At 66.3% G+C, this 22865-nt stretch carries 36 protein-coding genes and 1 tRNA gene; 22 read left to right on the top strand and 15 right to left on the bottom strand.

Annotated features, from left to right (window positions below; translation table 11 throughout):
• Positions 1-75: 75 nt before the first annotated feature.
• The 3 genes from E7T09_RS04350 to aat are packed head-to-tail and all read left to right on the top strand — an operon-like array spanning position 76 to position 2273.
• The gene (locus tag E7T09_RS04350; RefSeq protein ID WP_136387883.1) at positions 76-1203 is read left to right on the top strand and encodes a peptidoglycan DD-metalloendopeptidase family protein; all 1128 of its coding nucleotides are present in this window, start codon (positions 76-78) and stop codon (positions 1201-1203) included.
• Between the two features lie 29 nt (positions 1204-1232).
• On the top strand, positions 1233-1649 hold the full coding sequence (locus tag E7T09_RS04345; protein WP_168734689.1) for a PaaI family thioesterase: 417 nt from the start codon (positions 1233-1235) through the stop codon (positions 1647-1649).
• Between the two features lie 3 nt (positions 1650-1652).
• A complete protein-coding gene (aat, locus tag E7T09_RS04340; RefSeq protein WP_136387882.1) occupies positions 1653-2273 on the top strand; it encodes a leucyl/phenylalanyl-tRNA--protein transferase in 621 nt (206 codons plus the stop codon).
• A gap of 36 nt (positions 2274-2309) precedes the next feature.
• Here the strand turns inward: aat and E7T09_RS04335 are convergent, their stop codons facing one another.
• Positions 2310-3569, bottom strand: coding sequence for an Nramp family divalent metal transporter (locus E7T09_RS04335; RefSeq protein ID WP_168734738.1), 1260 nt, complete (start codon positions 3567-3569; stop codon positions 2310-2312).
• Between the two features lie 179 nt (positions 3570-3748).
• Between E7T09_RS04335 and serA the strand changes: the two genes are divergently transcribed.
• The 3 genes from serA (at position 3749) to E7T09_RS04320 (ending at position 6961) form a co-directional block, all read left to right on the top strand.
• Positions 3749-5374, top strand: a complete 1626-nt coding sequence (gene serA / locus E7T09_RS04330; protein ID WP_136387880.1) for a phosphoglycerate dehydrogenase — start codon at positions 3749-3751, stop codon at positions 5372-5374.
• A gap of 50 nt (positions 5375-5424) precedes the next feature.
• Complete coding sequence (locus E7T09_RS04325; protein WP_240741604.1) at positions 5425-6837, top strand: amidase family protein; 1413 nt, start codon at positions 5425-5427, stop codon at positions 6835-6837.
• Positions 6838-6886: 49 nt separating this feature from the next.
• Positions 6887-6961: transfer RNA gene (locus E7T09_RS04320), tRNA-Val, on the top strand.
• Positions 6962-7046: 85 nt separating this feature from the next.
• Here the strand turns inward: E7T09_RS04320 and E7T09_RS04315 are convergent.
• The 8 genes from E7T09_RS04315 to E7T09_RS04280 all read right to left on the bottom strand — a co-directional run bounded on the left by E7T09_RS04315 (position 7047) and on the right by E7T09_RS04280 (position 11976).
• Positions 7047-8234 carry a site-specific integrase gene (locus E7T09_RS04315; RefSeq protein WP_136387879.1) on the bottom strand — a complete coding sequence of 396 codons (1188 nt, stop codon included), beginning with the start codon at positions 8232-8234 and terminating at the stop codon, positions 7047-7049.
• A 790-nt stretch (positions 8235-9024) separates the two neighbouring features.
• On the bottom strand, positions 9025-9426 hold the full coding sequence (locus tag E7T09_RS04310) for a hypothetical protein (protein WP_136387878.1): 402 nt from the start codon (positions 9424-9426) through the stop codon (positions 9025-9027).
• Between the two features lie 24 nt (positions 9427-9450).
• Complete coding sequence (locus E7T09_RS04305; protein WP_136387877.1) at positions 9451-9852, bottom strand: hypothetical protein; 402 nt, start codon at positions 9850-9852, stop codon at positions 9451-9453.
• A complete protein-coding gene (locus tag E7T09_RS04300; protein WP_136387876.1) occupies positions 9849-10238 on the bottom strand; it encodes a hypothetical protein in 390 nt (129 codons plus the stop codon). The genes E7T09_RS04305 and E7T09_RS04300 overlap by 4 nt, the downstream gene beginning before the upstream one ends.
• Entirely contained in the window at positions 10235-10495 is a 261-nt protein-coding gene (locus E7T09_RS04295; protein ID WP_136387875.1) for a helix-turn-helix transcriptional regulator, read from the bottom strand. The genes E7T09_RS04300 and E7T09_RS04295 overlap by 4 nt, the downstream gene beginning before the upstream one ends.
• 29 nt (positions 10496-10524) lie before the next feature.
• On the bottom strand, positions 10525-10776 hold the full coding sequence (locus E7T09_RS04290) for a hypothetical protein (RefSeq protein ID WP_136387874.1): 252 nt from the start codon (positions 10774-10776) through the stop codon (positions 10525-10527).
• 4 nt (positions 10777-10780) lie between these two features.
• On the bottom strand, positions 10781-11434 hold the full coding sequence (locus E7T09_RS04285; RefSeq protein WP_136387873.1) for a hypothetical protein: 654 nt from the start codon (positions 11432-11434) through the stop codon (positions 10781-10783).
• Positions 11431-11976: a helix-turn-helix domain-containing protein gene (locus E7T09_RS04280; protein ID WP_136387872.1), complete on the bottom strand. Its 546-nt coding sequence runs from the start codon at positions 11974-11976 to the stop codon at positions 11431-11433. The genes E7T09_RS04285 and E7T09_RS04280 overlap by 4 nt, the downstream gene beginning before the upstream one ends.
• A gap of 157 nt (positions 11977-12133) precedes the next feature.
• Between E7T09_RS04280 and E7T09_RS04275 the strand changes: the two genes are divergently transcribed.
• The 7 genes from E7T09_RS04275 to bet all read left to right on the top strand — a co-directional run bounded on the left by E7T09_RS04275 (position 12134) and on the right by bet (position 14823).
• The gene (locus E7T09_RS04275) at positions 12134-12367 is read left to right on the top strand and encodes a helix-turn-helix domain-containing protein (protein ID WP_136387871.1); all 234 of its coding nucleotides are present in this window, start codon (positions 12134-12136) and stop codon (positions 12365-12367) included.
• Entirely contained in the window at positions 12364-12570 is a 207-nt protein-coding gene (locus E7T09_RS04270) for a helix-turn-helix domain-containing protein (protein ID WP_136387870.1), read from the top strand. The genes E7T09_RS04275 and E7T09_RS04270 overlap by 4 nt, the downstream gene beginning before the upstream one ends.
• A 62-nt stretch (positions 12571-12632) precedes the next feature.
• Positions 12633-12917, top strand: coding sequence for a hypothetical protein (locus tag E7T09_RS04265; RefSeq protein WP_136387869.1), 285 nt, complete (start codon positions 12633-12635; stop codon positions 12915-12917).
• A 70-nt stretch (positions 12918-12987) separates the two neighbouring features.
• Positions 12988-13125, top strand: coding sequence for a hypothetical protein (locus tag E7T09_RS21805; RefSeq protein WP_168734688.1), 138 nt, complete (start codon positions 12988-12990; stop codon positions 13123-13125).
• Complete coding sequence (locus tag E7T09_RS04260) at positions 13122-13370, top strand: hypothetical protein (RefSeq protein WP_136387868.1); 249 nt, start codon at positions 13122-13124, stop codon at positions 13368-13370. Before E7T09_RS21805 ends, E7T09_RS04260 begins: the two co-directional genes overlap by 4 nt.
• On the top strand, positions 13367-13576 hold the full coding sequence (locus tag E7T09_RS04255) for a hypothetical protein (protein ID WP_136387867.1): 210 nt from the start codon (positions 13367-13369) through the stop codon (positions 13574-13576). The genes E7T09_RS04260 and E7T09_RS04255 overlap by 4 nt, the downstream gene beginning before the upstream one ends.
• Entirely contained in the window at positions 13573-14823 is a 1251-nt protein-coding gene (gene bet, locus E7T09_RS04250; protein ID WP_136387866.1) for a phage recombination protein Bet, read from the top strand. Before E7T09_RS04255 ends, bet begins: the two co-directional genes overlap by 4 nt.
• Positions 14824-14920: 97 nt before the next feature.
• On the opposite strand, the gene E7T09_RS04245 is transcribed toward bet, so the two are convergent.
• On the bottom strand, positions 14921-15298 hold the full coding sequence (locus E7T09_RS04245; RefSeq protein ID WP_136387865.1) for a hypothetical protein: 378 nt from the start codon (positions 15296-15298) through the stop codon (positions 14921-14923).
• 100 nt (positions 15299-15398) lie between these two features.
• Here E7T09_RS04245 and E7T09_RS04240 point away from each other — a divergent pair, with 100 nt between their 5' ends.
• From E7T09_RS04240 to E7T09_RS04220, 5 genes are read left to right on the top strand one after another with little or no spacing between them, the layout of a single operon-like run.
• Complete coding sequence (locus tag E7T09_RS04240; protein ID WP_136387864.1) at positions 15399-16439, top strand: hypothetical protein; 1041 nt, start codon at positions 15399-15401, stop codon at positions 16437-16439.
• A complete protein-coding gene (locus E7T09_RS04235; protein ID WP_136387863.1) occupies positions 16426-16908 on the top strand; it encodes a hypothetical protein in 483 nt (160 codons plus the stop codon). Before E7T09_RS04240 ends, E7T09_RS04235 begins: the two co-directional genes overlap by 14 nt.
• Positions 16895-17107: a hypothetical protein gene (locus tag E7T09_RS04230; RefSeq protein WP_136387862.1), complete on the top strand. Its 213-nt coding sequence runs from the start codon at positions 16895-16897 to the stop codon at positions 17105-17107. Before E7T09_RS04235 ends, E7T09_RS04230 begins: the two co-directional genes overlap by 14 nt.
• 39 nt (positions 17108-17146) lie before the next feature.
• Positions 17147-17791: a hypothetical protein gene (locus tag E7T09_RS04225; protein WP_136387861.1), complete on the top strand. Its 645-nt coding sequence runs from the start codon at positions 17147-17149 to the stop codon at positions 17789-17791.
• 13 nt (positions 17792-17804) lie between these two features.
• On the top strand, positions 17805-18065 hold the full coding sequence (locus tag E7T09_RS04220; protein WP_136387860.1) for a MarR family winged helix-turn-helix transcriptional regulator: 261 nt from the start codon (positions 17805-17807) through the stop codon (positions 18063-18065).
• Positions 18066-18094: 29 nt separating this feature from the next.
• Here E7T09_RS04220 and E7T09_RS04215 read toward each other — a convergent pair whose 3' ends face one another.
• Entirely contained in the window at positions 18095-18532 is a 438-nt protein-coding gene (locus E7T09_RS04215) for a hypothetical protein (RefSeq protein WP_136387859.1), read from the bottom strand.
• Positions 18533-18582: 50 nt separating this feature from the next.
• Here E7T09_RS04215 and E7T09_RS04210 point away from each other — a divergent pair, with 50 nt between their 5' ends.
• Positions 18583-19407, top strand: coding sequence for a hypothetical protein (locus E7T09_RS04210; protein WP_136387858.1), 825 nt, complete (start codon positions 18583-18585; stop codon positions 19405-19407).
• A 2-nt stretch (positions 19408-19409) separates the two neighbouring features.
• Here the strand turns inward: E7T09_RS04210 and E7T09_RS04205 are convergent, their stop codons facing one another.
• Positions 19410-19646 carry a hypothetical protein gene (locus E7T09_RS04205; RefSeq protein ID WP_136387857.1) on the bottom strand — a complete coding sequence of 79 codons (237 nt, stop codon included), beginning with the start codon at positions 19644-19646 and terminating at the stop codon, positions 19410-19412.
• 424 nt (positions 19647-20070) lie between these two features.
• On the opposite strand from E7T09_RS04205, the gene E7T09_RS04200 reads away from it, so the two are divergent.
• Positions 20071-20658, top strand: coding sequence for a RusA family crossover junction endodeoxyribonuclease (locus E7T09_RS04200; protein ID WP_136387856.1), 588 nt, complete (start codon positions 20071-20073; stop codon positions 20656-20658).
• 40 nt (positions 20659-20698) lie between these two features.
• Here E7T09_RS04200 and E7T09_RS04195 read toward each other — a convergent pair whose 3' ends face one another.
• The gene (locus tag E7T09_RS04195; RefSeq protein WP_136387855.1) at positions 20699-21064 is read right to left on the bottom strand and encodes a DNA-binding protein; all 366 of its coding nucleotides are present in this window, start codon (positions 21062-21064) and stop codon (positions 20699-20701) included.
• A gap of 172 nt (positions 21065-21236) precedes the next feature.
• On the opposite strand from E7T09_RS04195, the gene E7T09_RS04190 reads away from it, so the two are divergent.
• Positions 21237-21539 (top strand): hypothetical protein, encoded by a 303-nt coding sequence (locus E7T09_RS04190; RefSeq protein ID WP_136387854.1) that lies wholly within the window; start codon positions 21237-21239, stop codon positions 21537-21539.
• A gap of 119 nt (positions 21540-21658) precedes the next feature.
• On the opposite strand, the gene E7T09_RS04185 is transcribed toward E7T09_RS04190, so the two are convergent.
• Positions 21659-22201, bottom strand: a complete 543-nt coding sequence (locus E7T09_RS04185; protein WP_168734687.1) for a DUF4142 domain-containing protein — start codon at positions 22199-22201, stop codon at positions 21659-21661.
• Positions 22202-22299: 98 nt separating this feature from the next.
• Between E7T09_RS04185 and E7T09_RS04180 the strand changes: the two genes are divergently transcribed.
• Positions 22300-22563 (top strand): hypothetical protein, encoded by a 264-nt coding sequence (locus E7T09_RS04180; protein WP_136387853.1) that lies wholly within the window; start codon positions 22300-22302, stop codon positions 22561-22563.
• A gap of 6 nt (positions 22564-22569) precedes the next feature.
• On the opposite strand, the gene E7T09_RS04175 is transcribed toward E7T09_RS04180, so the two are convergent.
• Positions 22570-22809 (bottom strand): hypothetical protein, encoded by a 240-nt coding sequence (locus E7T09_RS04175; protein ID WP_136387852.1) that lies wholly within the window; start codon positions 22807-22809, stop codon positions 22570-22572.
• Positions 22810-22865: the final 56 nt, after the last annotated feature.

Here is a 22865-nt window from a genome sequence, read left to right as displayed (position 1 = left end):
TGAGCGAGTGCGGTCGCCGCTGCCGGGCAGGACAGGGTCCCGGCGGCCCTCACCAAACCACCGTATGCTCCGCGCATGATCCGCCGCACCACCCTGCTGCTCGCCCTGACGCTCACTGGACTCGCGGGTGCCTACACCGTGAAACCCGGCGACACCCTGTACTCGATCGCCCGCACCTTCCACACCACCGTGGCGGAACTCCAGCGGCTCAACGGCCTGGGCACCACCAGCCTGAGCGTGGGGCAGGCCTTGAAGGTGCCGGGCGAGGCAGGAAGTCCCGGCATGCCAGTGTCCACACCGCCCAGCACCACACCCCCGACGGCGACCAGCAAGCCGGGGCTCCCGTCTCCGCTGCCCCCCGAACAGCTGGTGCCGACTGCCGCGACTTCCAGGATTGCGGACGTGGACATTAGCGTGCCCGCCAGCCTCCGGATGGGCGAGGCCTTCGCCGTGATCCTCGGTGGCCCCCGGGCCACACAGGCCACCGTGCGCTTCCCGAGCGAGGTCGGAGAGGATGTCCGCCAGCCGGACGAGGTGTTGCACCCGACCGGCGCGGCCGGCTCGTATCTCGTACTCGGACGGGTGGTGCTCGGCAAGACCAACCCGCTGGTGTACGAGGTGAGCGTCGGCAGCGAACTCGTGCGCGGCCGGATTCCCGTCACGGGCCTCGACCAGCCCATCCAGCACCTGAACCTGCCGCCCCGCGTCAGCAACCTGCTGCTCGATCCGGGCCGCAAGGCCGAGGAGGCCGCCGTCGAGAAGGCCTACGCCCTGCGGACGCCACAGGCCTGGACTCAGCCTTTCACTCCGGCGCTCAAAGGCATCGCGCCGACCTCCAGTTCCTTCGGGCAGCCGCGCACGTATACCGCCGGAGGGCCAGTCGCCTACCATTTCGGCACTGATTACCCCGCCAGGGCGGGAACGCCTGTGCTGGCCGTCAACGACGGCACGGTGGTGTTCGCAGGCCGCGTGCCGGTGCGGGGCAATCTGGTAATCATCGACCACGGTGTGGGCGTGACCAGCCTATATTTCCACCAGAGCCGACTGCTCGTGAAGGCCGGGCAGCACGTCGTCCGCGGCCAGCAGGTTGGTGAGGTTGGCGAGACTGGACTGGCCGTCGGCGCGCACCTGCACCTCGAACTCCGGGTTCGGGGCGAGAGCACCAATCCTGCCGGATGGATGGGCCGCGTGTGGCCCCGCTGAACGCCGGACGGATGCACTAGCCTGCGCGCATGGCCGACCTGCCCACCCTCGACGACATGAATGCCTTAGGCGAGGGTAAGTTGCCCGGTCTGATCGGCATCCGCTTCACGCACATCGAGCGCGGCGTGATCCGCAGTGAGCTGCCCATCCGGACGGAACTGCTCGCCCCGAACGGCTTTCTGCACGCTGCCAGCGTGATTGCTTTGGCCGACACGTCCTGCGGCTACGGCACCCGGATTCTCCTGCCGGAGGCCGCGCAGGGCTTTACGACCATCGAACTCAAGAGCAACCACCTGGGCACGGCCCTGAGCGGCACCATCACGTGCGAGGCCCGGGCCGTGCATGCCGGACGCACCACCCAGGTCTGGGACGCCGAGGTCCGTGACCCGGCTGGGAAGGTCATGGCCCTGTTCCGCTGCACCCAGGCCGTGCTCTACCCCCGGTAGGCCATGCCGACGGCCCGCGCCTTCCTGACCCACCCGGACTCCCGGACGCGCGAGGTGGCGCGCGGCTACGCCCAGGGAGCCTTCCTGATGGACAACGGGGAGGGTGTCCGGTGGTATTCGGTCGAGTCGCGGGCGCTGGTGCCCCTGACCGTGCAGGAGGGCCTGCATGTGGCCCGCCGGCTGGCCCGAGACCTGCCCCGCTTCGAGCCCCGCCTGGACACGGCCTTCGCGGACGTCATCGCCGGATGTCGGGGGCAGTTGCCGGGCAGCCCGCCGCGTGACGGTGAATGGATCAGCCACGAGCTTGCCGGGCTGTACATGCAGCTGCACGCCACCGGCCTCGCCCACTCCTTCGAGGTCTGGCAGGGCGGAGAGCTGGCCGGGGGCGTCCTCGGGCTGGCGCTGGGTGGGGCGTTCATCGCGGAGAGCAAATTTCACCGTCACACGAACGGCAGCAAGGCGGCCGTGATCCACCTGGCCCGGCACCTGCACGCGCGCGGCTTCACCCTGCTGGACGCACAGATTCAGAATCCGCACCTGGAGACGCTCGGCGTGTCCGAGGTGACGGGCGACCAGTACCGGCGACGGTTGGAGGCGGCCCTGCGCCTCGATGTCGCGTTGTGACCGCCGGGCCGTCGATTCGCTCCGGAGGCGCGGTGGTCAGCGCCCGCCCGTCAGCGTTCCCCAGAGCAGGAAAATGTTCAGGCCAATGATGATCGCGGCGAACAGCCACCCGACAGTGTTGACCCAGGGCCGCGTGACCAGCACGCCCATCACGTCCCGGCGGGCGGTGAACATCAGCAGCGGAATCAGCGCGAAGGGCACGCCGAAACTCAGGACGACCTGGGAGAGGACGAGCGTCGCCGTGGGGTCAAGGCCCATCCAGATCACGATGAACGCCGGGAGCATGGTCACAGTCCGCCGCACCCACAGGGGAATGCTGAAGCCCACGAAGCCCTGCATGATGACCTGACCGGCCATGGTGCCCACCGCCGAACTGCTGAGCCCGCTGGCGAGCAGGGCGATGGCGAAGGCGACGGCCGCTGCCGAGCCGAGCAGCGGAGTCAGGGTGCGGTACGCCGTTTCCAAGTTGCCGGCGTCTGGGATGTTCTTGCCGTGAAACGTGGCCGCCGCGACGGCCAGCATGCTCATGTTGATCAGCCCGGCGAGGCCCATCGCGCCGTACACGTCGATGCGGTTCAGGCGGTTCAGGCGGAGTTTCTCGGCGTCCGAGGCGGCCGGCACGCGCCCCTGCGTCAGGGCGGAGTGCAGGTAGATCACGTGCGGCATGACGGTCGCCCCGATGATGCCCACTGCGAGATACACGCTGTCGACCCCCTGGAAGCTGGGCACCAGGCCCCGCCCGATGGAGGCGAGCGGAGGATGGGCCAGGATGAACTGCACCAGGTACGCCACGCCGATGACCAAGACGAAGGCCCCGATGACCAGTTCAAGGGGGCGGGAACCGCGTCGTTGCAGGGTCAGCAGCCAGAAGGTCAGGATGCCGGTGATCACCGCCCCCCAGAACAGGGGCAGGCCGGTCAGGAGCTGGATGGCCAGCGCGGCCCCCAGGAATTCCGCGAGATCCGTGGCCATGGCGACGAGTTCCGCCTGAATCCAGTACACCCACACCAGGGGTTTAGGGTAGTGGTCGTGGATCAGTTCCGGCAGATTGCGCCCCGTGGCGATCCCGAGTTTTGAGCTGAGGTTCTGGATCAGCATGGCCATCAGGTTCGCGGCCAGGATCACCCACAGCAGGGCGTAGCCGAACTGCGCGCCGCCCTGGATGTTCGTGGCGAAGTTGCCGGGATCCATGTAGGCGATCGACGCGATGACGGCCGGGCCGACGAAGGGCAGGATGCGCCCCAGGCCCCGACGCTGGGTTCGCCCGTTGAGGATGTCGGTGGCCCGCTGGGTCATGCGGGCGTCGAGGGAAGTGGAGACAGGTGGCGGCACCGACATGACGGAATATTAGGCGCACCTAAAAATTCTGTCCAGTCCCCCCGGCGGGGATTCATCTTTATCATTTCTTCGGGCTCCCGCACCGTCTCCCTAGCCATCTGCCGGCCCCACGCGGCGGGGGCGCTTACGCTGGCAGCATGACCGCTCCCGCGCCCACACCTGACACGCCACTGACCGGCGCGCCCCTGCGCGTCCTGATCTGCGACGAGATGAACCCCGGCGATCTCGACCACGCCGGCTACCACATCGACTACCACGGGAACCTCGACCGCGCCGAGACGCTGCGCCGCCTTCCCGACTACGACGCCCTGATCACCCGCAGCCGCACCAAGGTCGACCGGGAACTCATCGACGCCGCCGGCCCCCGCCTGAAGGTCATCGGACGCGGCGGCGTCGGCGTGGACAACATCGACCTCGATTACGCCAGCCTGCGCGGCCTGCTCGTCCTGAACGCTCCGGAGAGCAACAACGTGTCGGCCGCCGAACTGGCCATCATGCACCTGATGGCCGCCGCGCGCGGCCTGACCGGCAGCGACGCCCGCACGCGCGCCGGCACCTGGGACCGCAAATTCCTTGGCATCGAACTCAAGGACAAGACCCTGGGAATCGTCGGCCTGGGCCGCATCGGCTCGATCGTCGCCGACCGCGCGCAGGGCCTGCGGATGCACATCGTGGCCTTCGACCCGTACGTGCCCGAGAGCAAGTTCGAGCGGGTGGGAGTCAAGCGCGCCGAGACATTGGACGACCTGCTGCGCCAAGTGGACTTCCTGACGGTGCACACTCCGCTGACCGACGAGACGACCGGCATGATCGGCGCGCGGGAACTCGCCCTGCTGAAGAAGGACGCCATCGTCGTGAATGCGGCGCGCGGCGGCATCATCGAGGAGAAGGCCCTGGTCGACGCCCTGAAGGCCGGGCACCTGTTCGGCGCGGGCGTGGACGTGTTCGTGGAGGAGCCGCCCACTCCCGAGCACGTCTTCCTCCAGGCGCCGAATCTGGGCATCACCGCCCACTTGGGGGCGAACACCCGCGAGGCGCAGGAACGCGTCGGCGCGGAGATCGTCTCCCGCGTACTCGACGCTCTGAAGGGCGACGTCAGCAAGGGGGCCGTGAATGCCCCGGCCCTCGATCCGAAGACGATGGAGGCGCTCGGCGGCTACCTGACCCTGGGCGAGAAACTCGGGCGCATCCAGGCGCAACTGCTGCCCGGCGCCCACGACATCGAGGTGACCTTCCGGGGTGAGTTCCCCGCCGACCCCACGCCGGTCGTCACGTCGGTGCTGGTCGGGTATCTGAGCGGCAGCACCGACGAGCGCCCGAACATGATCAATGCCCGCGCGCTCGCCAAGGAACGCGGCCTGAACCTCGCCATACGCGAACAGGCCGACAGCCCCGACTACCAGACCGAGGTGATCGTGAAGGTCACCAGCCACACCGCCGACCGCGACCGCACCCGCACCGTGGGCGGCACCGTGTTCGGCAAGAGCCCGCGCCTGACGCGCCTTCGGGACTTCCGCGTGGAACTCGAACCCGAGGGCTACATCCTGATCGCCAGCAACGAGGACAAGCCCGGCGCGGTCGCCAAACTCTCCACGCTGCTCGGCACCTGGGGCGTGAACATCGCCGGGATGGCCCTGGGCCGCGCCCAGAAGGGCGGACAGGCCCTCTTCACCCTGACCCTCGACGACGGCCTGACGCCGGAACAGCTCCAGGCCATCCGCGAACTCGACGTGATCGAGAGCGCCTACCTCGTCCGCGCCTGAGAGAAGTGGGGGCCAACGGCCTCACCGTCCGCCTGCACTAGAGTGCCGGGGTGACCTCCCACCCCAATGACGACCGTGTCCTCGCCCTGGACGCGACCGCCCTGACGGACGCCATCCGTCGGGGCGACGTGAGTGCCGCCGAGGCGACCGACGTGTACCTGCGGCGGATCGAGGCCCTGAACCCCCGGCTTCACGCCGTGATCACGGTCAATCCGCGCGCGCGAGACGATGCGGCGGAGCTCGACCGGCGCCCCGTGGGCGAACGCGGCGTGCTGCACGGCGTTCCTGTGCTGATCAAGGACAATATCGACGTAGCGGGTCTTCCCACGACGGCCGGGAGCGTCTTGATGACCGGGCATGTGCCCACAGTGGACGCCCCGGTCGCGGCCCGGCTGCGCGCCGCCGGCGCGGTGATCCTCGGCAAGGCAAACATGACCGAATGGGCCAATTTCATGACCCTGGGGATGCCCAACGGGTACTCCTCGCACGGCGGGCAGACCGTGAACCCCTGGGGTGCTGAGTTGGACACCGGCGGCTCGTCGTCCGGGAGTGGCGTGGCCGTCGCCGCGCAGCTCTGCGCCGCCGCCATCGGCACCGAGACGAGCGGGAGCGTCGTCAGTCCGGCGCACCAGAACGGCGTCGTGGGCCTGAAGCCGAGCCTGGGGCTGGTGCCCCGCACCGGCATCGTGCCCATCAGCCACAGTCAAGACACGGCAGGGCCGATCACGCGTTCCGTCCGGGACGCTGCGCTGCTCCTGAACGTCATCCGTGGCCCGGACGAGCGGGATGCCGTGACCCTCGACCCGCCCCCTGAAACAGTTCTGCCCGCCACCCTGGCCGGAGCGGTGGTTGGCGTGATCCGCGATGAAGCGCACGTCACGCCCGCCGAGGAAGCCTCGCTGGAGCGTGTGATCGCAGCCCTGCACCGCGCTGGCGCGACGCTACGGGATGTCACCTTCCCCACGCGGGATGACCTGAAGTCGGCCGGCTGGATGCTGGACGTCCTCGTCTACGAATTCCAGGGCGACCTGAACGCCTACCTGGGCGGCGTCACGACCGGCCCCCGTTCCATGGCCGAGGCCATCGAAGGCAACGATGCTCAGCATGAACGCGCCCTGCGCTACGGCCAGATCCTGCTGCACGCAGCCCGTGGCACGCGCGGAGACGCCAGCGAAGCGCGCTACCACGCCGCGCGCGCCCGCGATCTCGACCTCAGTCGAACCAGAGGCTTCGACAGCCTGTTCGCCGGTGGGTTGGACGCCGTAGTGTTTCCCGGCATTCACGGCTTTGCCCTGGCCGCCAAGGCCGGTTACCCCAGCCTCGCGCTCCCCACGCCCCCGGACGACGGCAAGCCCACCGGAGTGCTGCTGGTCGGGCCAGCGGGGGCGGATCAGGGCCTCCTGACGCTGGCGGCCGAGCTGAGCGCCGCCCTGGGCGGGGTCATTCTTCCCGACGTGGGCTGAGGCTGCACTTGCCATAAGGCCAGCGGTTGATTAGCATGGCTGTCCGTCCGGGCGGTTAGCTCAGCGGTAGAGCTCTCGCCTTACAAGCGAGCTGTCGTAGGTTCAAATCCTATACCGCCCACCACGGATCGGCCCGCCCAGCGCGGGCCTTTTTCATTTCTCAAAAGACTGCAACGGTTCGCCGTGCGTAGCCCGTGCGTAACGCCCCCTCACCCAGCCCGCGTCAGATCATCAATTCCGAGCGCCCAGGCCACCCGTTCGCTCTTGTACACCCACCGGTACTGGTTCATGGTGAAGCCCACGCTCGCATGCCCCAGCTGCTTGCTCACCACCTCGATCGGCACGCCCCGCATCAGGCTCAGCGAGGCGTACGTGTGCCTCAGCCCGTGGATGGTCACGTACCGCACGCCAGCACGCTCACACAGGGACTGCATGGTGCGGCGGAGATTGTTCGGATCCATCGTCGCCCCAAACGAGTTCGGGAATACCCGCCCGCTGGCGGCCCAGGGGCGCTTCCGGGTGTAGCCCTTCGGGTGGCCGGCGACCGGGCCACCCAGGGCCTGACGGCACACCTCCAGGTACGCCTGCTGTTCCCGGAGGAGCTGTACGGCACTGGGGGAGAGGTGCACGGTGCGTCGGCTGCCCTGGGTCTTCGGGGTGGTGATGTAGGTCTCACCCTCGCTCTTGGCGATCACCTCGGTGACCTGGGCGGTGGCATCGGAGAGGCTGACGTCCTCCCAGCACAGGCCGCAGACCTCGCCGCGCCGCATGCCCGTGCTCAGGGCGAAGATGAACCACCGGCCCGCTGGATCCTGCCGGGCCACCTCGACGAACTTCGCGGCTTCCTCGGCCGTGAAGGCGGGGAGTTCCCTGGCCTCCCGGCCACGGGCAGGCGTGGGCCGGACGAGCTGGGCCACGTTGCGGGTCACGAGTTCCAGGCGGTGCGCATCGCCGAGGGAGGAGACCAGGAACTGGTGCACCTGGCGCTGGCTGCTGGCGCCCAGGCCCTCGTCGTTCAGGTGGTCGTACAGGCGGCGCAGGTCGCTGGGTGTGAGCTTCTGGAGCCGCTTGCTGCCCAGGATGGGGGCGATGATCTTGTTGAGGTGTCGGCGCTGGATGGCCGTGGTGCGGATGGCGCGGGTGCTGGCGCGGCTGGTGAGCCAACGGGAGAGGTAGTCGCCGAGGGTCTCAGTGCTGGGGTCGACGACGCCGCCGCGGAGGGCGTCGGCGGTTTTGAGGGTGATGGCGTTCTGGGCTTCCTTTTTGGTCTTGGTGACGCCGCTGAAGCGCCGGCCTTCGATCATGACCTCCCAGCGCATGTTTCCGCTGGGCAGCTGGCGGATGGTGCCCTGGCCGGGAGCGCGGGGCTTTGAGGGAGTTCGCGTGTGGTGGGTCATGCCTTACCCCTAGGGGTCAATCCTTGCTCCGTTGATCTCCTCAAGCTTGGTGACGTTTTTGAGATCCTGCGAGAACCGACCCCAACGCCGACCCATGAAGGCAACTGACGTCCCATCCTCACACCTCACCAATCGGCTGAAGGGGCAGATCGACCTTCACCACACGTTGCCCGAACGTCGCGACAATCCGCAGAGACGTGCTCCTGGCGAACGCCTTCCGCGCCGCAGGGGTCGGAGTGAACGAGTACGTGTTCTGACCATGCCACCCGCAGGTCGTTGCCTTGCACTCGTGTGTCCACAGGACAGCGTCACCCACGCTGCTCCGCCCAGGCTTCAGGCGCCCGAGCTCCCTCCCGTTACGATCCAGGAACACCATGAATGCCCGCCACGCCCGCGCCTGGGTCAGGGTGGCGGCCTTGCCCGTAATAGAGACAAGTACCGGCAGGCCAGCCAGCTCCGCCCGACGTGGTGTGTGACCCGTGCGCTTCGTTCGCGTTGCACAGAGGGTGTACGCCGTGACGGCTGAGCTCTGCAGCCGGATGTACGTGCCTCCAGAGTCGTAGACCAGAGTTCCGACCCCTCCGTCGTCCACCTGTTGGATGGTTCGCGTGAGGCTGTCCAGTGTCACGTCGGATGCGGTTTTCTGGGCGCGAGTGCACAGCTCGATCAAGCGCTGGGATGTCGGAGTGAACAGGTCGCGCGGAACTGCGTTGGGCGCCGCATGGGCCAGGGTAGGGAGTAGGAGCGCGAACAGTGCAAGGCGTCTCATCGTGGTGCCTCACCACGCCCTTCAGTTGAGTTCACGCTCGTCCTCCTCCGGCCGCCGGGCCCGTTCTGCCACTTCAGGATCGAAATACGCATATTTCCCCGTCGGCTGACCACTCGTCATGTCCAGTTGAGGCACCGCGATCAACTGCGTCCGCCGCACTACAATCCGGGTGTCATACGCCCGGCTCAGCCGGGACGCCAGTTCCGAAACTTGGTTCGGCGTGGCCTCGCCGCTCACGGAAAACGAGTCCTGCGGACCAGTGGTCGTGAGTCCGGAGTACTGGAAGTCGAACGAGGCCTCGTCAGGCAGGCCGCACTGGGCAGCCCACGCACGCACGATCTGGGTCGTGTCGTCATAACGGGCCATGATCAAGTCAGCATCGGCTTCCAGTACCCAGGCATCCATAAGGGGTGGGAGCGTCACGGACACACCACCCCACCATGGCACTCAGTTGAGGTCACGCTCATCCCCCTCCGGCTGCCGAGCACGCTCCATGATCACCGGGTCGACATACGAATACTTCCCCGTCGGCAGACCATCCGTCATCCCAACGTGCGGCACAGAAATCAACCGCGTCCGCCGCACCACGATCTGCGTGTCATACGCCCGGTTCAGGCGGGACGCCAGCTGCTCGACCTGATCTGCAGTGGCTTCGCCCGTCACGGAGAAAGCGTCGAATGCACCAGAAGTGGTTCTTCCGGAGTACTGCACGTTGAAGGATGCGCCGTCAGGCAGGCCGTGCTGGGTCGCCCAGGTACGCACGATCTGAGTGGTGTCGTCGTAGTGGGACGTGACCAGGTCGGTGTCGGCTTCCAGCACCCAGGCGTCAATGGGTGGTGGAGTCGTCATAGCTCCTCTTCATCCGACTCTTGACGGCTTAGGGCCTCTTCCACGTACTCGAATTCCCCGGTGGGTTGCGACGTCAAAGGATCCACTGTTAGCCGAGGCACCAGGCGCACGCGACGCACGGCGAGTCTCAGATCGTAGACACGTTCCAGGGTATGAACCAGCTGCTGCACCGCCTCGATCGTGGCTTCACCTGGGAGCGTGATGGTGTCCTGCTGCCCGGTGCTGCGCGGCCCAATCACGTGCTCGGTGCTATAGCTGACCCGGTCGTCCAGGGCATGGCGGCGCAGCCAGGCAGTCACGAGAAAGTCGGTTTCCTCGCCGTGCTCCTTGATCAGGTCGGCATCTGCTTCGATCACCCACGCGTCAGTCGGGGGCGGGGTCGTCATATGCGCTCGCCTGTTCCAACGGGCAGGGGCTTGCTACGTGCGTTCCACTCTTGAGGCGAGATCTCCAGAACGCGTTGCAGGGCTCTGACCTGCGGCGGTCGCAGCGTGGTCAGGGGAAGACGACCACTTTCGAGTTTTCCCAGGGTGGTGATTGGAATCTTGCCGATGAAGTCGGCTGTGCGGCGTTCAATGTCACTCTGCCTCAGATCCTTGCCGAGGCGGAGATCGCGCAGCCACTCGTGAGGTTTCAGGCTCACAGTCTCACCATGCTCAGCACGGGGCCCGTTCACGACCTAGTCTCCTTGGGAATCTCAGCGTGGGCAATCCATTCCTCGCGCGTGATCCCCAGTACCTGGCATAAGGCGTTGATCTGATTGGGTCGCAGTGCGGTGAGGGGGAAGCGTCCGTTTTCGAGTTGGGAGAACCGCCCTTCATATATTCTCCCGTCGAGTTCGGCGGTGCGCTGTTCGATGTCGCTTTGGCGAAGGGAGAGGGCCGTGCGCCTGGAGCGGATCCACTCGTGGGGAGTGAGGGTCACGCGATCACCACCCCACCACGCCTACCCCAAGCCCGAACCGTCGAGTGAAGGTCAGGCGAGCATCCGAGCCGAAAAGTTGCGCAGGCTTCGACACCTTCTCCGACCAGCCGAAAGGCAGACCGAAATTGCACTGCGCCACCTCAGTCACATAGTCCCGACTCATCAGGAACCCAGCCCGCTCCGCATGCGGGTTGTCATAAATCAAGCGGCGCAGAGCCACTTCAGGTCTCGCGCCGCTCAATTTCTGAAGGTGTCGCACCGCTTGGGCGCTCACCCCAAACCGACGCACGGCGTCATCCACCATTGGTTGGGTGATCAGCAGAAAGGCCTCGGCCTGCTGGCAGAGGTTTTCGATCACCTTCCAGCCGACTTCAGAACCGAACTCTTCGATGACCTCCGCCTCCAGGCCGCTCCAGTACAACATCACGTGCGCGAGCTCATGCCGAAGCATCCAGGTGTTGCCGTAGTACCAGGGCTGCACGACGAGCACAGGGTTCGGCTGTGCTTCGGGGTACGCCCGGTTGATCGTGCCGATCCGAACCCGCATGTTGAGGTCACGTGCGAGCTTGAGGGCGTGTGGCTGATGCCCGGCATGTTCCTGGATGTTTTTCAGGTATCCGATGAAGTCGGCGGCGAGGTGCGTGGTGTCGTACGTCATGCCCGGGTGTACCTCCGGGTGAGCAGGAAGTACTCGAACCACTGCTCGGCCGTTTGCGGTCCGTTTGCGGGGCCGCCGTAATTTCGGGGGGCGATGAGGATGCGCTGCATGGTGGGTGTGTGCAGTTCGGGGTAGGTCTCACCGTACTGGTCGATGACTTCCTGGAGTTCACGGGGGATCTCGATGGGCAGGTCGCGGTGCGGCACGACAGGCGGGATTGGGGAACCTCCTGTGTACGTGGTAGCCGGCGCAGTAGGTGAAGGACTGTAAAGCCCGGTCAATTCCTGCCACTGCTCACGTGAATAGCCGAGCACAGCACGTATCGCCTCTCTGAGCTCGGGCGAGGCATTCGCTAGCGCGCGCGTCCCTGCCTCGATCTTGTTCAAATAATCGGGCGACATGTCTTGGCCGTGCTTCGCAACTTCGGAGACAAAAGCTGGGCGTTTCAGACCAAGATCCAGCCGACGCTCGCGAATTAGCCTCCCGTGCTTCACTGCGCGCTCAAACTCTGAGCTGAGGCGTTCGGCATCGTTAGTCGCCATGACGTCCTCCGGCAGTCGCATTCTGGTCACAGTGAGCATGCCGGGTCATACGATTACAGTACCGAAATGGTTCCACAATGCCCCTAAATCGGGACAGGTAGCGAATCTGTCTGAATCCTGTCTTGACTCGATTTCGGGTCAGTAGTAATCTTGTCCCATGTCCGAAGTCAACCAAACTGCACTGGTCGCTGAGGCGGCGCGGGTGGCTCTTGAGGCGCGCGGCATCTCTGTACGGAAATTCGCGCGCAGACTCGGCATGAAGCCGGATACGGTGAACGATTTTCTGCACCAGCGCCGCGAAACTCGCAGTAGCACACGCATTTCTATTTGCCGCGAGTTGGGACTGAATCCCGACAGTGGCAGCCAGTCTCAGGAGGCGCAGCCCGCATGAAGCCGTACATGTCCGTTCCGGAAGTGGCCGAACTGCTCGGCTGCAACGTCAAGACCATCTACGCCGAGATCGAACACGGCCGCCTCCAGTGCGTGCGCCTGGGCCGGATCATCCGCGTCCCCGCAGCCGCCCTGACCGCCTGGGAGACCGCACAGACCGGCAGCACCTCAACCGTCAGCTTCCCGGCGCCCAAGAGCGCCTGACAGCAAAACCCCCACCGTCAACGCCGTTCGCGCGGCTCGGGTGGGGGAGAGGAGATACGACAATGGTACACCACCAGCCCGCTCCACACCCACAGCTCGCTGTCACTCTCCAGGCCGCCCAGCAGCCCATCACCCCCGGTGAGCCCTCCTGGTCTGGCGTCAGTGGCGGCATGACCGTCACCATGACCCGCAGCCAGTGGGGCTGGCTGGCCGCCGAGAAGGCTCGCCGCCACGGCCGCGCATACCGGGTCAGCAAGAAGGCCCAGCAGGTCGTGGAAGCCCCTTACGGCGGCCCGCGCAACCCGAAGGATCAGATGGCCGTCTACGTGGCTGGCGGGCACCTGTGAAGGCCGTGCCGCCTGTCCGTCGGCCCCGTCCACGCCCGCGTGGCGCGCACCTCAGCTGGGCGGGACGGTCGTGAACTTCCGCGATGAAGCCCACCCCATCTACGGCATTGCCCCCGTGGGCCGGATCTGCCGAAGCCGCCGTGTGACTGCACTCGTACTGGGCAGCACGGCCATCGTCCTGACCCTGAGCCTTCTGGTGAGCCGGTGAGGGGCGACGCCAACACCCACGCCCAGCGCAACGCCGCGCAGATCGCCCTGCTGCTCGGTGAGACCGACACCGCCCAGCGAGACCGTGTCATCCACCTGCTGACCCACGTGCTGCGCGCCGCCAAGACCAAGCACCTCGCCTTGCTGCTGGACGAAACGCTGGATGCCACTTCCGAACTGCTGGCTGACATGGAGAAGCGGCACCTGATCATGCTGGGCGCAGACGGCCGCTGGGTGAGCGCATGACCCGCCTCCGCCACTACCTGCGCTCGCACCGGCCGCACCTGGTCTTCGTGAGCAGCTGGCCCGCCTGTATTGCCCTGACACTCCACACCACGCCAGACAGCTCGGGGCTGATCAAGGTCGGGTTCGGGCTGACCTTCTCCATTGCATGCGCCGCGTCCCTGTGCCTCTTCGCCCGCTGGACGGGCCAGAAGGAGTTCACGTCATGACCGCCATCGAACACGCCCGCCCCACCGCGATGAGCCTCGCTCCGGTGGACTTCAACCGCGAGCAGCTCGACCTGATTAAGACCCAGATCGCCCCCGGCGCATCCGATGGCGAACTCGCCCTGTTCGTCCAGCAGTGCAAACGCACGGGCCTCGATCCATTCAGCCGGCAGATCTACGCCGTCATGCGTGAGGCGCGGGTGCAGGTGAACGGCCAGTGGACGAGCGTCAAGAAGATGACCATCCAGACGGCGATCGACGGCTTCCGGCTAATCGCCGAACGTACCGGCAAGTACACCGGTCAGACCCAGACGATGTGGTGCGGCGCCGACGGCAAATGGCAGGACGTCTGGCTTCAGAGCGAACCACCCGCCGCCTCGCGGGTGGGGGTGCGCCGCCGGGACTTCGATGAGCCGCTGTATGCGGTGGCGCGCTGGGAGAGCTTTGCCCAGAAGAACCGGGACGGGAAGCCGATCAGCCAGTGGGCGACCATGCCGGACGTCATGCTGGCGAAGTGCGCGGAAGCCCAGGCCCTGCGCCGTGCGTTCCCGAATGACCTCTCCGGTCTGTACACCTCCGACGAGATGGCTCAGGCGGACAACCCGGCGCCACAGGGTCAGACCCCACCACCCGCCCGAAATGTCGACGTCACGCGCGAGGTGGCCGAGGCCGCTGGCGTGCAGCCGCACACGCTGCCCGATCCGGAACTGGAGGGCAAGCTCCAGAAGTGGGCGGTGGCCATCGGAGACATGGCCGCCCGGGTACGGAAGGTGGCCCCCGCGCAGGAAGTGCAGGACATCCTGAACTTGTACGACTGGCGGAGCGACATCGGCGCCGCGAATGCCACCTATGACGATCTGAAGGCCCTGGGCACGAAGCACGCCCCGAAGAAGGCCGCGTCTGCTCAGGAAGACGTGCAGGACGCCGAGTTCACTCCAGACCCGGCTCCGACCGCAACAGGGATGCCCGCCAAGGCCACGTCTGGCCAGATCTTCCAGCTCCGCGAAGCCGCCCAGGCCATGGGCGCGGACACCAGTGAGAAGCGCGCCGCCCTCTGGGGCGACTGGCTGGGACACGACAAGCCCTGCGGCACCGCCACCCTGAACAGCGAGGAAGCGGCCTGGTTGTTGGGTGAGCTGGCGAAGCTGAACCTGCCGCAGCGCGCGGACACGCTGGCCCGGGCACTCACGCGCTTCCCCGTGGCCGGCGAGCAGGGCGCCGCGGCGGACAGCGAAGGACTGCCATTCTGATGTCTGCCTCGAAGGTCAGTGAGCACCTCACTCACGCCAGTTGGAAGAACCGCAGGGCCGGGCAGGAGAGTGAAACGTGGTTGAGGTGAGCCAGGCGTTACCGGTACAGGCCCACGACCACGTACTGCCCAGCCACAACGCTTGGCGCCATGTTCATGGGCGACAGGTAGTGCCATACCTCCTCAAGCTCCGCGCCGAGCGTCTTCCCATTCGCGGCCGTGGCCTCCATCACCTGGATCAGCCAATCCACGTCCACAGCGATCAATCCTTGAATCGTGTATTCCCCCAGGCGCTCCGCAGTGGCCAACTCCATATCCTGCTCGGTCATGGTTTCGAAGTCGAACTCGACCACCTTGTCTTCGGAGGCCATCACCGCCGTCCGCCCGTTGAAGGACTGCGCCCGGTAGCAGGGCACTTCAATGACACCCGCACGGGGGAGCGTGGTGCTGGAGACGGGGTAAATGACGGGAGTCATGCCCCGACGGTAGTCCTTGTCCGGTCACAGGGTAGGCAACCATGAACCAACGCTTACTACTGCTGGCGCGGTGGATCCAACTGGACGGTGCGGTGGCCTGATGGACGCCATCCAGATCCCTGGTGTCCACACCACCCTGCGCCGTGGCGAGGACACCGTCATTCCCAACTGGGCACTGGACGCCATCGAGCGCCTCATCCTGGCTGCGGACATCCGCGTGCTGACCTTCCTGACCCGGCACCGGCAGTACCGGAGCAATACCTACACCACCCGACAGCTGGCCATCGCTCTGGAGATTGACGTCCGCACGATCCAGGCCAGCACCGGACGGCTGACCGCGCAGGGTCTGATCCTGGGGATCGACGGGCACTTCTGCTCGTCCGAGGCGAGTACGCGTGTGCAAGGGGTGCGCAAGCCCTCTGCAAAGGGTCTGCAAAAAGACTCGCCCCGACAGGCACAAAAGACCGATCAGAACGCACTTCCCGGTTCTCTGAAGAAAGGAAGTGATGAAGAAAGGAAAGAAGAGAAGAAAACAAACCCCCCTACCCCCCAGGGGGAGGCGCGGAACGGCACCGCACTGGGGGGTCAGGATCAGATCGCCGCTCAGAACTCCGAACCACTTCAGCCGCCTGACGGCGGGGCCGCTGTCGCGGCCGTCGCTGACCGGCCTGATCCTCTCCAGGTTCCTGCCCTGCCCGCCAGAAGCCGTACCGAACCAGCCACCAGCACGGACAAGGTTCCGGCGGCGCGCGTGCCCGGCCCCGATCAGGCCATGTTCGCCGCAGTTGCACTCGCCTGCTACGGCGGACACGACGGCCTGACGGACATCACCCGCAGCCGCATCGGCAAGGTCGGCAAGAGTCTGGCGAAGGCCGGGTACACCGCTGAGGACGTCGGCCAGATCGTGGCGGAATTGCGGCGGGAAACGTGGCGGGACAGCATCACGCCCAGTGTCATCGAGGCCGAGGCACCCGCGTGGCGGGCCCGGCAGCGGGGGTCACTTCCGGCCCGGCACGAACGGCCCCACGTCCTGAGATTCACCCCCCACCCGCAGACGACCGAGGCCGCCAACCAGCAGGCCGCGCAGCGGGCCAGCGACATCTACGCCGCCTTGCAGGAGGACACCCGTGCCGTTTTCTGACGAACAGTTCGCCGCCGCCTGGACGATCCTCGAAGACCGCTGGAACCGCAGACACAACTCCCAGACGGTCAAGATCTACCGCGAGATCCTCGCCGCTGAACTGACCGCTGACCAGTTCGGGGAAGCGTGCCGGGCCGCGTTCCGATTCGAGACCTTCTTCCCGACCCCTCAGAAGCTCGTCGACTACGGGCTCGGGAAGGGCGACTTCCAGGAACTGGCCATCGCGGAGTGGGACGAGGCCATGGCCCGTGTCGGCCGCGGCGAGACGTCGACCGCAGCGCCCGGCCCCGTGCGTGACCTGATCCGGAGTGTGTGCAACGGGGTGCAGCTCGGTTTGCTGGAAGCCGACAACGCGATCTTCGCGCGCAAGGAATTCATCGAGCGGCGCACCGCGCAGCTGAGCGGCGTGGCGAGAAACAGCACGCCCGCCCTGACCGGCACTCCGGAGGTGCGCCGTGTTCTCCAGTGACCGCCGCCTGAATCGTTCGGTGAGCCTCGCCGAGGCGCTGGGTGGCCGTGACGGCCAGCCGCTGGAACTCAATTCGCCAGAGTCCGCCACGTGCCGCCGGTGCGGCGCGGAGCCCCGCATGCACCACACGGTGACCGCGAGCGGGCGGGATGTCGTCGCCTGGATTCCCACAGACCACTGGTGCCCGAAGAAGTCCTGACCTCACGCATCCGGCCCAGACCGGAGAAGGAGAACCACCATGCAGACCTACGGCATTTTCGCAGTGACCCCACGCGGCATGAGCATCAAGGACGACCGGGACAATGGCTGGGTCGCGGACATCAAGTGGGCCTTCATGCCCGGTGCCCGTGAGGAACGCAAGTTCGAACTGCACCACATGCCGGTCTTGAAGGGCGCGGCAGCCGAGGGCGGCCGGATCCGCCTTGAGGTCACGCCACGCCTGGGCGGAGAGCACCTGCCGGCCGTGATGATGGCCGCCCACCTGCGCGGAAACATCACGGTGGATGAGTACGGCGCGGTGCTGTGCATCACGCGTGTGACCTTCGACGAGCTGGAGACGTGCGGGCTGGGGGTGGATGCGATCCTGGGGAGCAGCAACTGCCTGGAGTGCGCGGTGAGCAACCAGCCGACGCTGAACGAACAGATCCAGCAGGAACTGAAGATCCCCGGCGGCAGCGTGGCCGAGATCCAGCAGCTGCAGGCCGAGGTAGACGATCTGGTTCGACCGGCGATCGATGCCGCGCCGCTGCTGACCGATGAGCAGGACGCGCCGCCGGTGCATGACGTGCCGCCCCCGCTGAACATGACCCTTGATCCCCTGCAGCCCGGTGAGGATCTGCCGTTCCCGATCGACGCCGAGAGCGGCCAGCAGCCCAGCGCGTGAAGGCAGTGAACCCATGACGCGAGCAGTCTCCATTCCGAAACTCCATCCCCGGCAGCGCGAGGTGTTCAGCGCCGCCTACCTCCAGCCCGGCCAGAGCCTGAACGAGCTCGCCCGCGCCCTGCGCATCAACAGCGCCGTCGTCGCCCACGCCGTGTACCGGCTGGAAGCGCTCGGCCTGATCAGCACGATGGTGCGGCCCGTTGTGACGAACACACCCCGCCGGCAGCGCCGCGTGTGCCGCCTGGTCAGCCCGGCCGCCTGGACGGTCGCGTGACTCCGCTCACCCAACGACGCGTGGCGCCCTCAGCGGGGTTGATCCAGCAGCGTGAAGCCGTACCCACCCTCCATCCAGAAACCCCAGGACAGCCGCTGGATCAACGCGATCGGGCCGTACGGCGTCGTGACCGACACCGTCATGTCGAAGGGCACGCCGGCCTTGAAGAGCGCCGACTGCCCCTGCCGACTCGCCTGCAGCGTCACGGTGTCCGCCGTCTCCGGGCCAATGACGACCAGGTACCGTGCTGGATTGACGCGCCTGTTGATGGGCAGGGTCACCGTCAAGGCGTCGTGGTGGAAGGCCACGTGATCCACGGTGACGGGCTGCGTCCCGAGGTTCAGCAGGCGCAGCCGGACGGCGGTGGCGCCAGGACGAGCGCGGTCTTCTTGACGTTCCACCCGGCTGAGCAGCAGGCTGCCACTTTGCATGACGTCAATCACACGCACGTCTTCGGGGAGAGTCATGCCCCAGCCTACTCGGCACGGCCCCGTCGGCCCGGCCGTCTGGAGGGCGCATGACCCCGGCCCTGGAAGCGATCACGCCCGACGAGCGACAGGCCCTGAACCAGCTTGAAGCAGTCGTAAGGCAGGGCTGGCAGGGCTTCATCGATGTCGGCGAGGCGCTGCTGACCATCCGCGATCAACGCCTGTACCGCGAGGGGCACCGCACCTTCGGGGATTACTGCGAGCAGGTGTGGGGCTGGAGCCGCCAGCGTGCCCAGCAACTGATTGACGCGGCGGAGACCAGCAGCACGCTCGTGACAACCATTGGTTTATATCCCGAGAACGAACGGCAGGCCCGGGAGCTCAAGGAAGCGGCGCACGTGATCGGGGAGCTGGATCCTGAGAAGCAGATCGCCGTCGCGAAGTACCTGCAGACGGCGACGGGCAGCGAGCGGCCCAGCACCAGCCAGGTCAGGGCGGCGGCGGAGGTGGCGGCGGCCATCGATGCGCACGCGACCGTGCAACACCCGGACACCGGGCAGGAAGTGAAGCTGCACACCTTGACGGGGGAGCAGCGGGCGGCAGCGATCGCGGAGAACGTCACAACTGGGACGTATGAGCGGTTGCAGCGCCAGCAGCAGCACATTCAGGACAGCAGGATGCAGGCGAACAGCAGCGGCAAGGGTGGCTGGACGGACTGGGTGCTCACCTACGCCCAGCAGCACCTGACGGCCAACCAGGAGCTGCGCCTGGTCCTGAAGCAGGACGCCAGTGGGAACCCGACCGTGCAAGCCCTCGTGGTGGACACGGAATCACGCCAGACCATCGCGTTTGGAGACAGCGCGCCATACCTGAAGAAGGCCGTGCTGAACCTCGCTGAGGAGGTGAAGGCGTGAGGTCAGAGCAGCCGGTACTGCCCAGGCCCGACACGTTCGAAATCTGCGTACTGCTTTCGACGGTGACGCGGCGCATTCACGCACATCATGCTCGAAACGTACGTGTTGATGGTCGGTATCTTGCATGCCGAACCACGCTCCTGCATTTCCACGATGACCTCGGCCAGTGTGAACTGCCGTGTGGGCCGGTCGCGCACCAGATCACGCACCACGTCCAAGATCTCGTCCCGGTACGTCATGCCTCCATTCTGATCCCTGCGGAGCTCGCATGAACAGTCAGTACCGCTGGCTAACCATGGTCCCCGTCTACCGGTACGGCCCGAAGGTGGGCAAGGGCGACGATACCCGGCGCGGCACGGTGTGTGAGGTTGTGACTGTGCCCCGGCCGGGAGTGGGTGCGAACGTGCTCGTGCACTGGCCGGACGGGCACGGGGCTGCCGTCCCGGCAGGCACACTCCGGGAGGTAATCCAGAAACACCCCCACAGTCGTGGGGGTGGAGAAGGAAGATTTGGTTGCACGGCTCGCCAGGAGAACGATGGGTCGACGCCATTGAGCGGGTGCAACGGAGTGAGTGTGCGACCGCACCAGCGGCGGCTTTGTGGCCCCTCCGGCAATGTGAGCCGTCCATCAAGCTCGGAAGAAGCTGTCCTGAGGGTCAGGTGATGAATCCGTTCCCGACGAGAGATGCGGCCGAAGCGTACTTGCGCCGCATCCCGGATGCAGCCCAGCGCACTGCCACCCGGACGCGCCTGGGCCTCGAAGGCGTACCGGTCGTCCACCCGACCCCCCTCCCCGCACCCAGCGCACCTGCACCTCGTCCAGCCCCGCCACTGCCCGGCATCCTGACCTTTGCCCTGCCGTACCCGCCCAGCGTCAACGCGATCTGGCGCGCCGTCGTGATCACGGTCAAAGGCAAGCCCACAGCGCGCGTCCTGCTCAGCCAGGACGGCCGGGACTACCGGCGCAGCGTGGCCGCCGTGATCGCCAGCCTGGGGCATCCCAGCACGCCGCCCAATGCGCGTCTCGGCCTGCGCCTGCATGTGTGCCCGCCAGACCACCGCGCCCGTGACCTGAGCAACCTCCCGAAGGCCCTGGAGGACGCCCTGACGCACGCGCATGTGTGGGCGGATGACTCGCTGATCGACGAGCTGCGCGTGACGCGCGGCCCGGTGGTATCAGGGGGCCGGGTGGACGTGGTGATCACGCCCCTGATCACCACGCTCTTTGAAGGGAGGCCGACGGATGCCTGAGACCCATTCACCCGCAAAAAGGCCCCAATTTCCGTTGCATTCAGCAGGCCTGCTTGACCGGCGCTGCCGCACGCCGCTGCGCCCGCTTCGCCTGCTTGCACGCTTCCTCACGGTTCAACGCCATCAAGGTGCATTCCGCCCAGGCACGCCCCGCGTCCCCACCCATCAGCAGCCACCCCACATACATCCGGTGTGGATTGCCGGTCGAGCCCACCAGCGGCGGCTGGGGGTGCGTGGCAAAGTACGTGGCCATCCATCGCACCCTCGAGGCCGTGAGAGGCTTGTCGCTGAGCAGGCGCTCGGCAACGCGTTCTCCCGTCCGGTTCCCGCCATAGCCGAGGTGTCGGCGCAGGATCAGTCCCTGCTGGGCGGCGTCACGGACGGCGGGGGGGATGGTCAGGGTCACGTTCATCGACTTCACGCGTCAATCTGTCCGGCCTCGTCACGAGCAAGTGTGCACTGGTGTGCAGTGTGCCAGTCAGCTCAACGTGCTTCTCATGTCGCGTGTGGGCCTGTCCCATGGGCACGGGTGAGTTCATCTGGCTCGCTTCTGCTCAGCATGCCCATCGAGGGACGCCATGGCTGACCTGTACACCCACCTGATGACCCTGCGCCGCCAACGGGAGGCCCGAGATGTGACAAGCCACGAACTGGCCCTGCTGGATGACCTGGCCGACGAACTCACCCGCTTGCAGATCAAGACGGTGATTGAGGAGGGCGAGGCGAATAACCTGCGGCCCGGGCTGCCCATCTTACGGCAGGGCGTGGAGGCGTTGCGGGACGAACTGCGCGCGGAACTGAAGATGATCACGCCGGGGGCCAGGGCGAACCCGGTCGAGGTCATCAATCGCATCAGCGCCCGCCTGGACGGTCTGTTGTGATCCCCCACACCTGCCCGGCACCGCAGACCGATAGCACGTTCTCTGTGATCACGATCGTGCCTGATCAGCAACGACGGAACAGCGGGCCATACGGCCCGCTGCATCGGTGGAGTGGTGCGTTACATCCGGGGCAACATCAGCGCCATATCCCAGTGCATCTTCACCGTCGGCTTCGCGTTCATGACCGTTGTGCGCAGCGGCAGACTGGCCGCCCGCGACTTGCTGTACGTGTTGAACAATGCGTACGTCTGCGCGTGCGACGCCACCATGTCCTTTCGGTACAGGGCATCGAAGTTCCGGCCCGACCGCTTCAGGACCGTCAGCATGTCGTACTGCGAATACGTGACGGTCGTCGGCAGCTTCATCATCGGATCCAGCTGCATGACAGCGGCCTTGACACCGGCGCCCAGTTTGGTGTGGTCGGCGATCATCTTGGCGGCATAGGTGCGCACCGCCGCAGTCCGTCCCATGTTGACTGCCAGTTTCGCTGCCTGGAGTTCGAAGTTGTTGCCGCGCACGGCCTTGGCCAGGAACGAGGTGTCGGTCATGGTGAGCCCAGCGGCGGAGGCGGTCGAGGTAGAAAGCACGGCCAGCAGCATCAAAGTACGTTTCATGTGTATAGCGTCCGCTTCCTGGGTGGTGGACAGGTGAAAAGCGAGCATAGGTGGGCTTATCTGAAGGTTGACAGCACATTAGGCCATGTCGTCATGTGTACCGCTCGCTACGATGCGCGAGGGATGCAGCAGCCTAGGGCAGCGTCATGAGCCGCCGTGATCGTCAGGCCGCGCAGCAGCGCATCAACGAGCGTCAACGGGAACAGGAATACGAGCGCGACATCGAACAGGCCGAGGACTGGTCCAGGCGTGCCCGGCTGACCGCGTGGTACCAGCGCGAGACCCTGGGCCGCGTGCGCATCCGGGAGCCGTTCTACTTGTGCGAGCTCGGCCTGAACGACGTCACGCGGGGCATGACCATTCCGCACGCCACACTGCTACCGGACGTGATCCGGGTCAGGAGGGCCTGAGGCATGTCACGCCAGCAGCCGGTACACACCCTTGCGGACACGCTCCAGATCCTGGTACTGTCCGCCAAACTTCGAGGTCGAGTTGACACACATCACCGCCGTCACATGGTGACTCAGGTGCGCTCGAAGGTAGGGCGAGCCACGCGGCCGCATATAACTCAGTACCTCTTCCAACGTAAACTCCTGATCCGGGTTGTCCTTCACAAGTTCCTTCACGGCACTCAGGATCTCGTCCCTGCACGTCATGGCTTCATCGTGCCGCAGACGGCCTCTCCCCGCCCTACAGGATGCCTTTATTCGTC

The organism is Deinococcus sp. KSM4-11 (assembly GCF_004801415.1).
Taxonomy (GTDB): domain Bacteria; phylum Deinococcota; class Deinococci; order Deinococcales; family Deinococcaceae; genus Deinococcus.
Note: the sequence above shows the minus strand (reverse complement) of the source record. Positions and strands in the feature narration are given on the sequence as shown.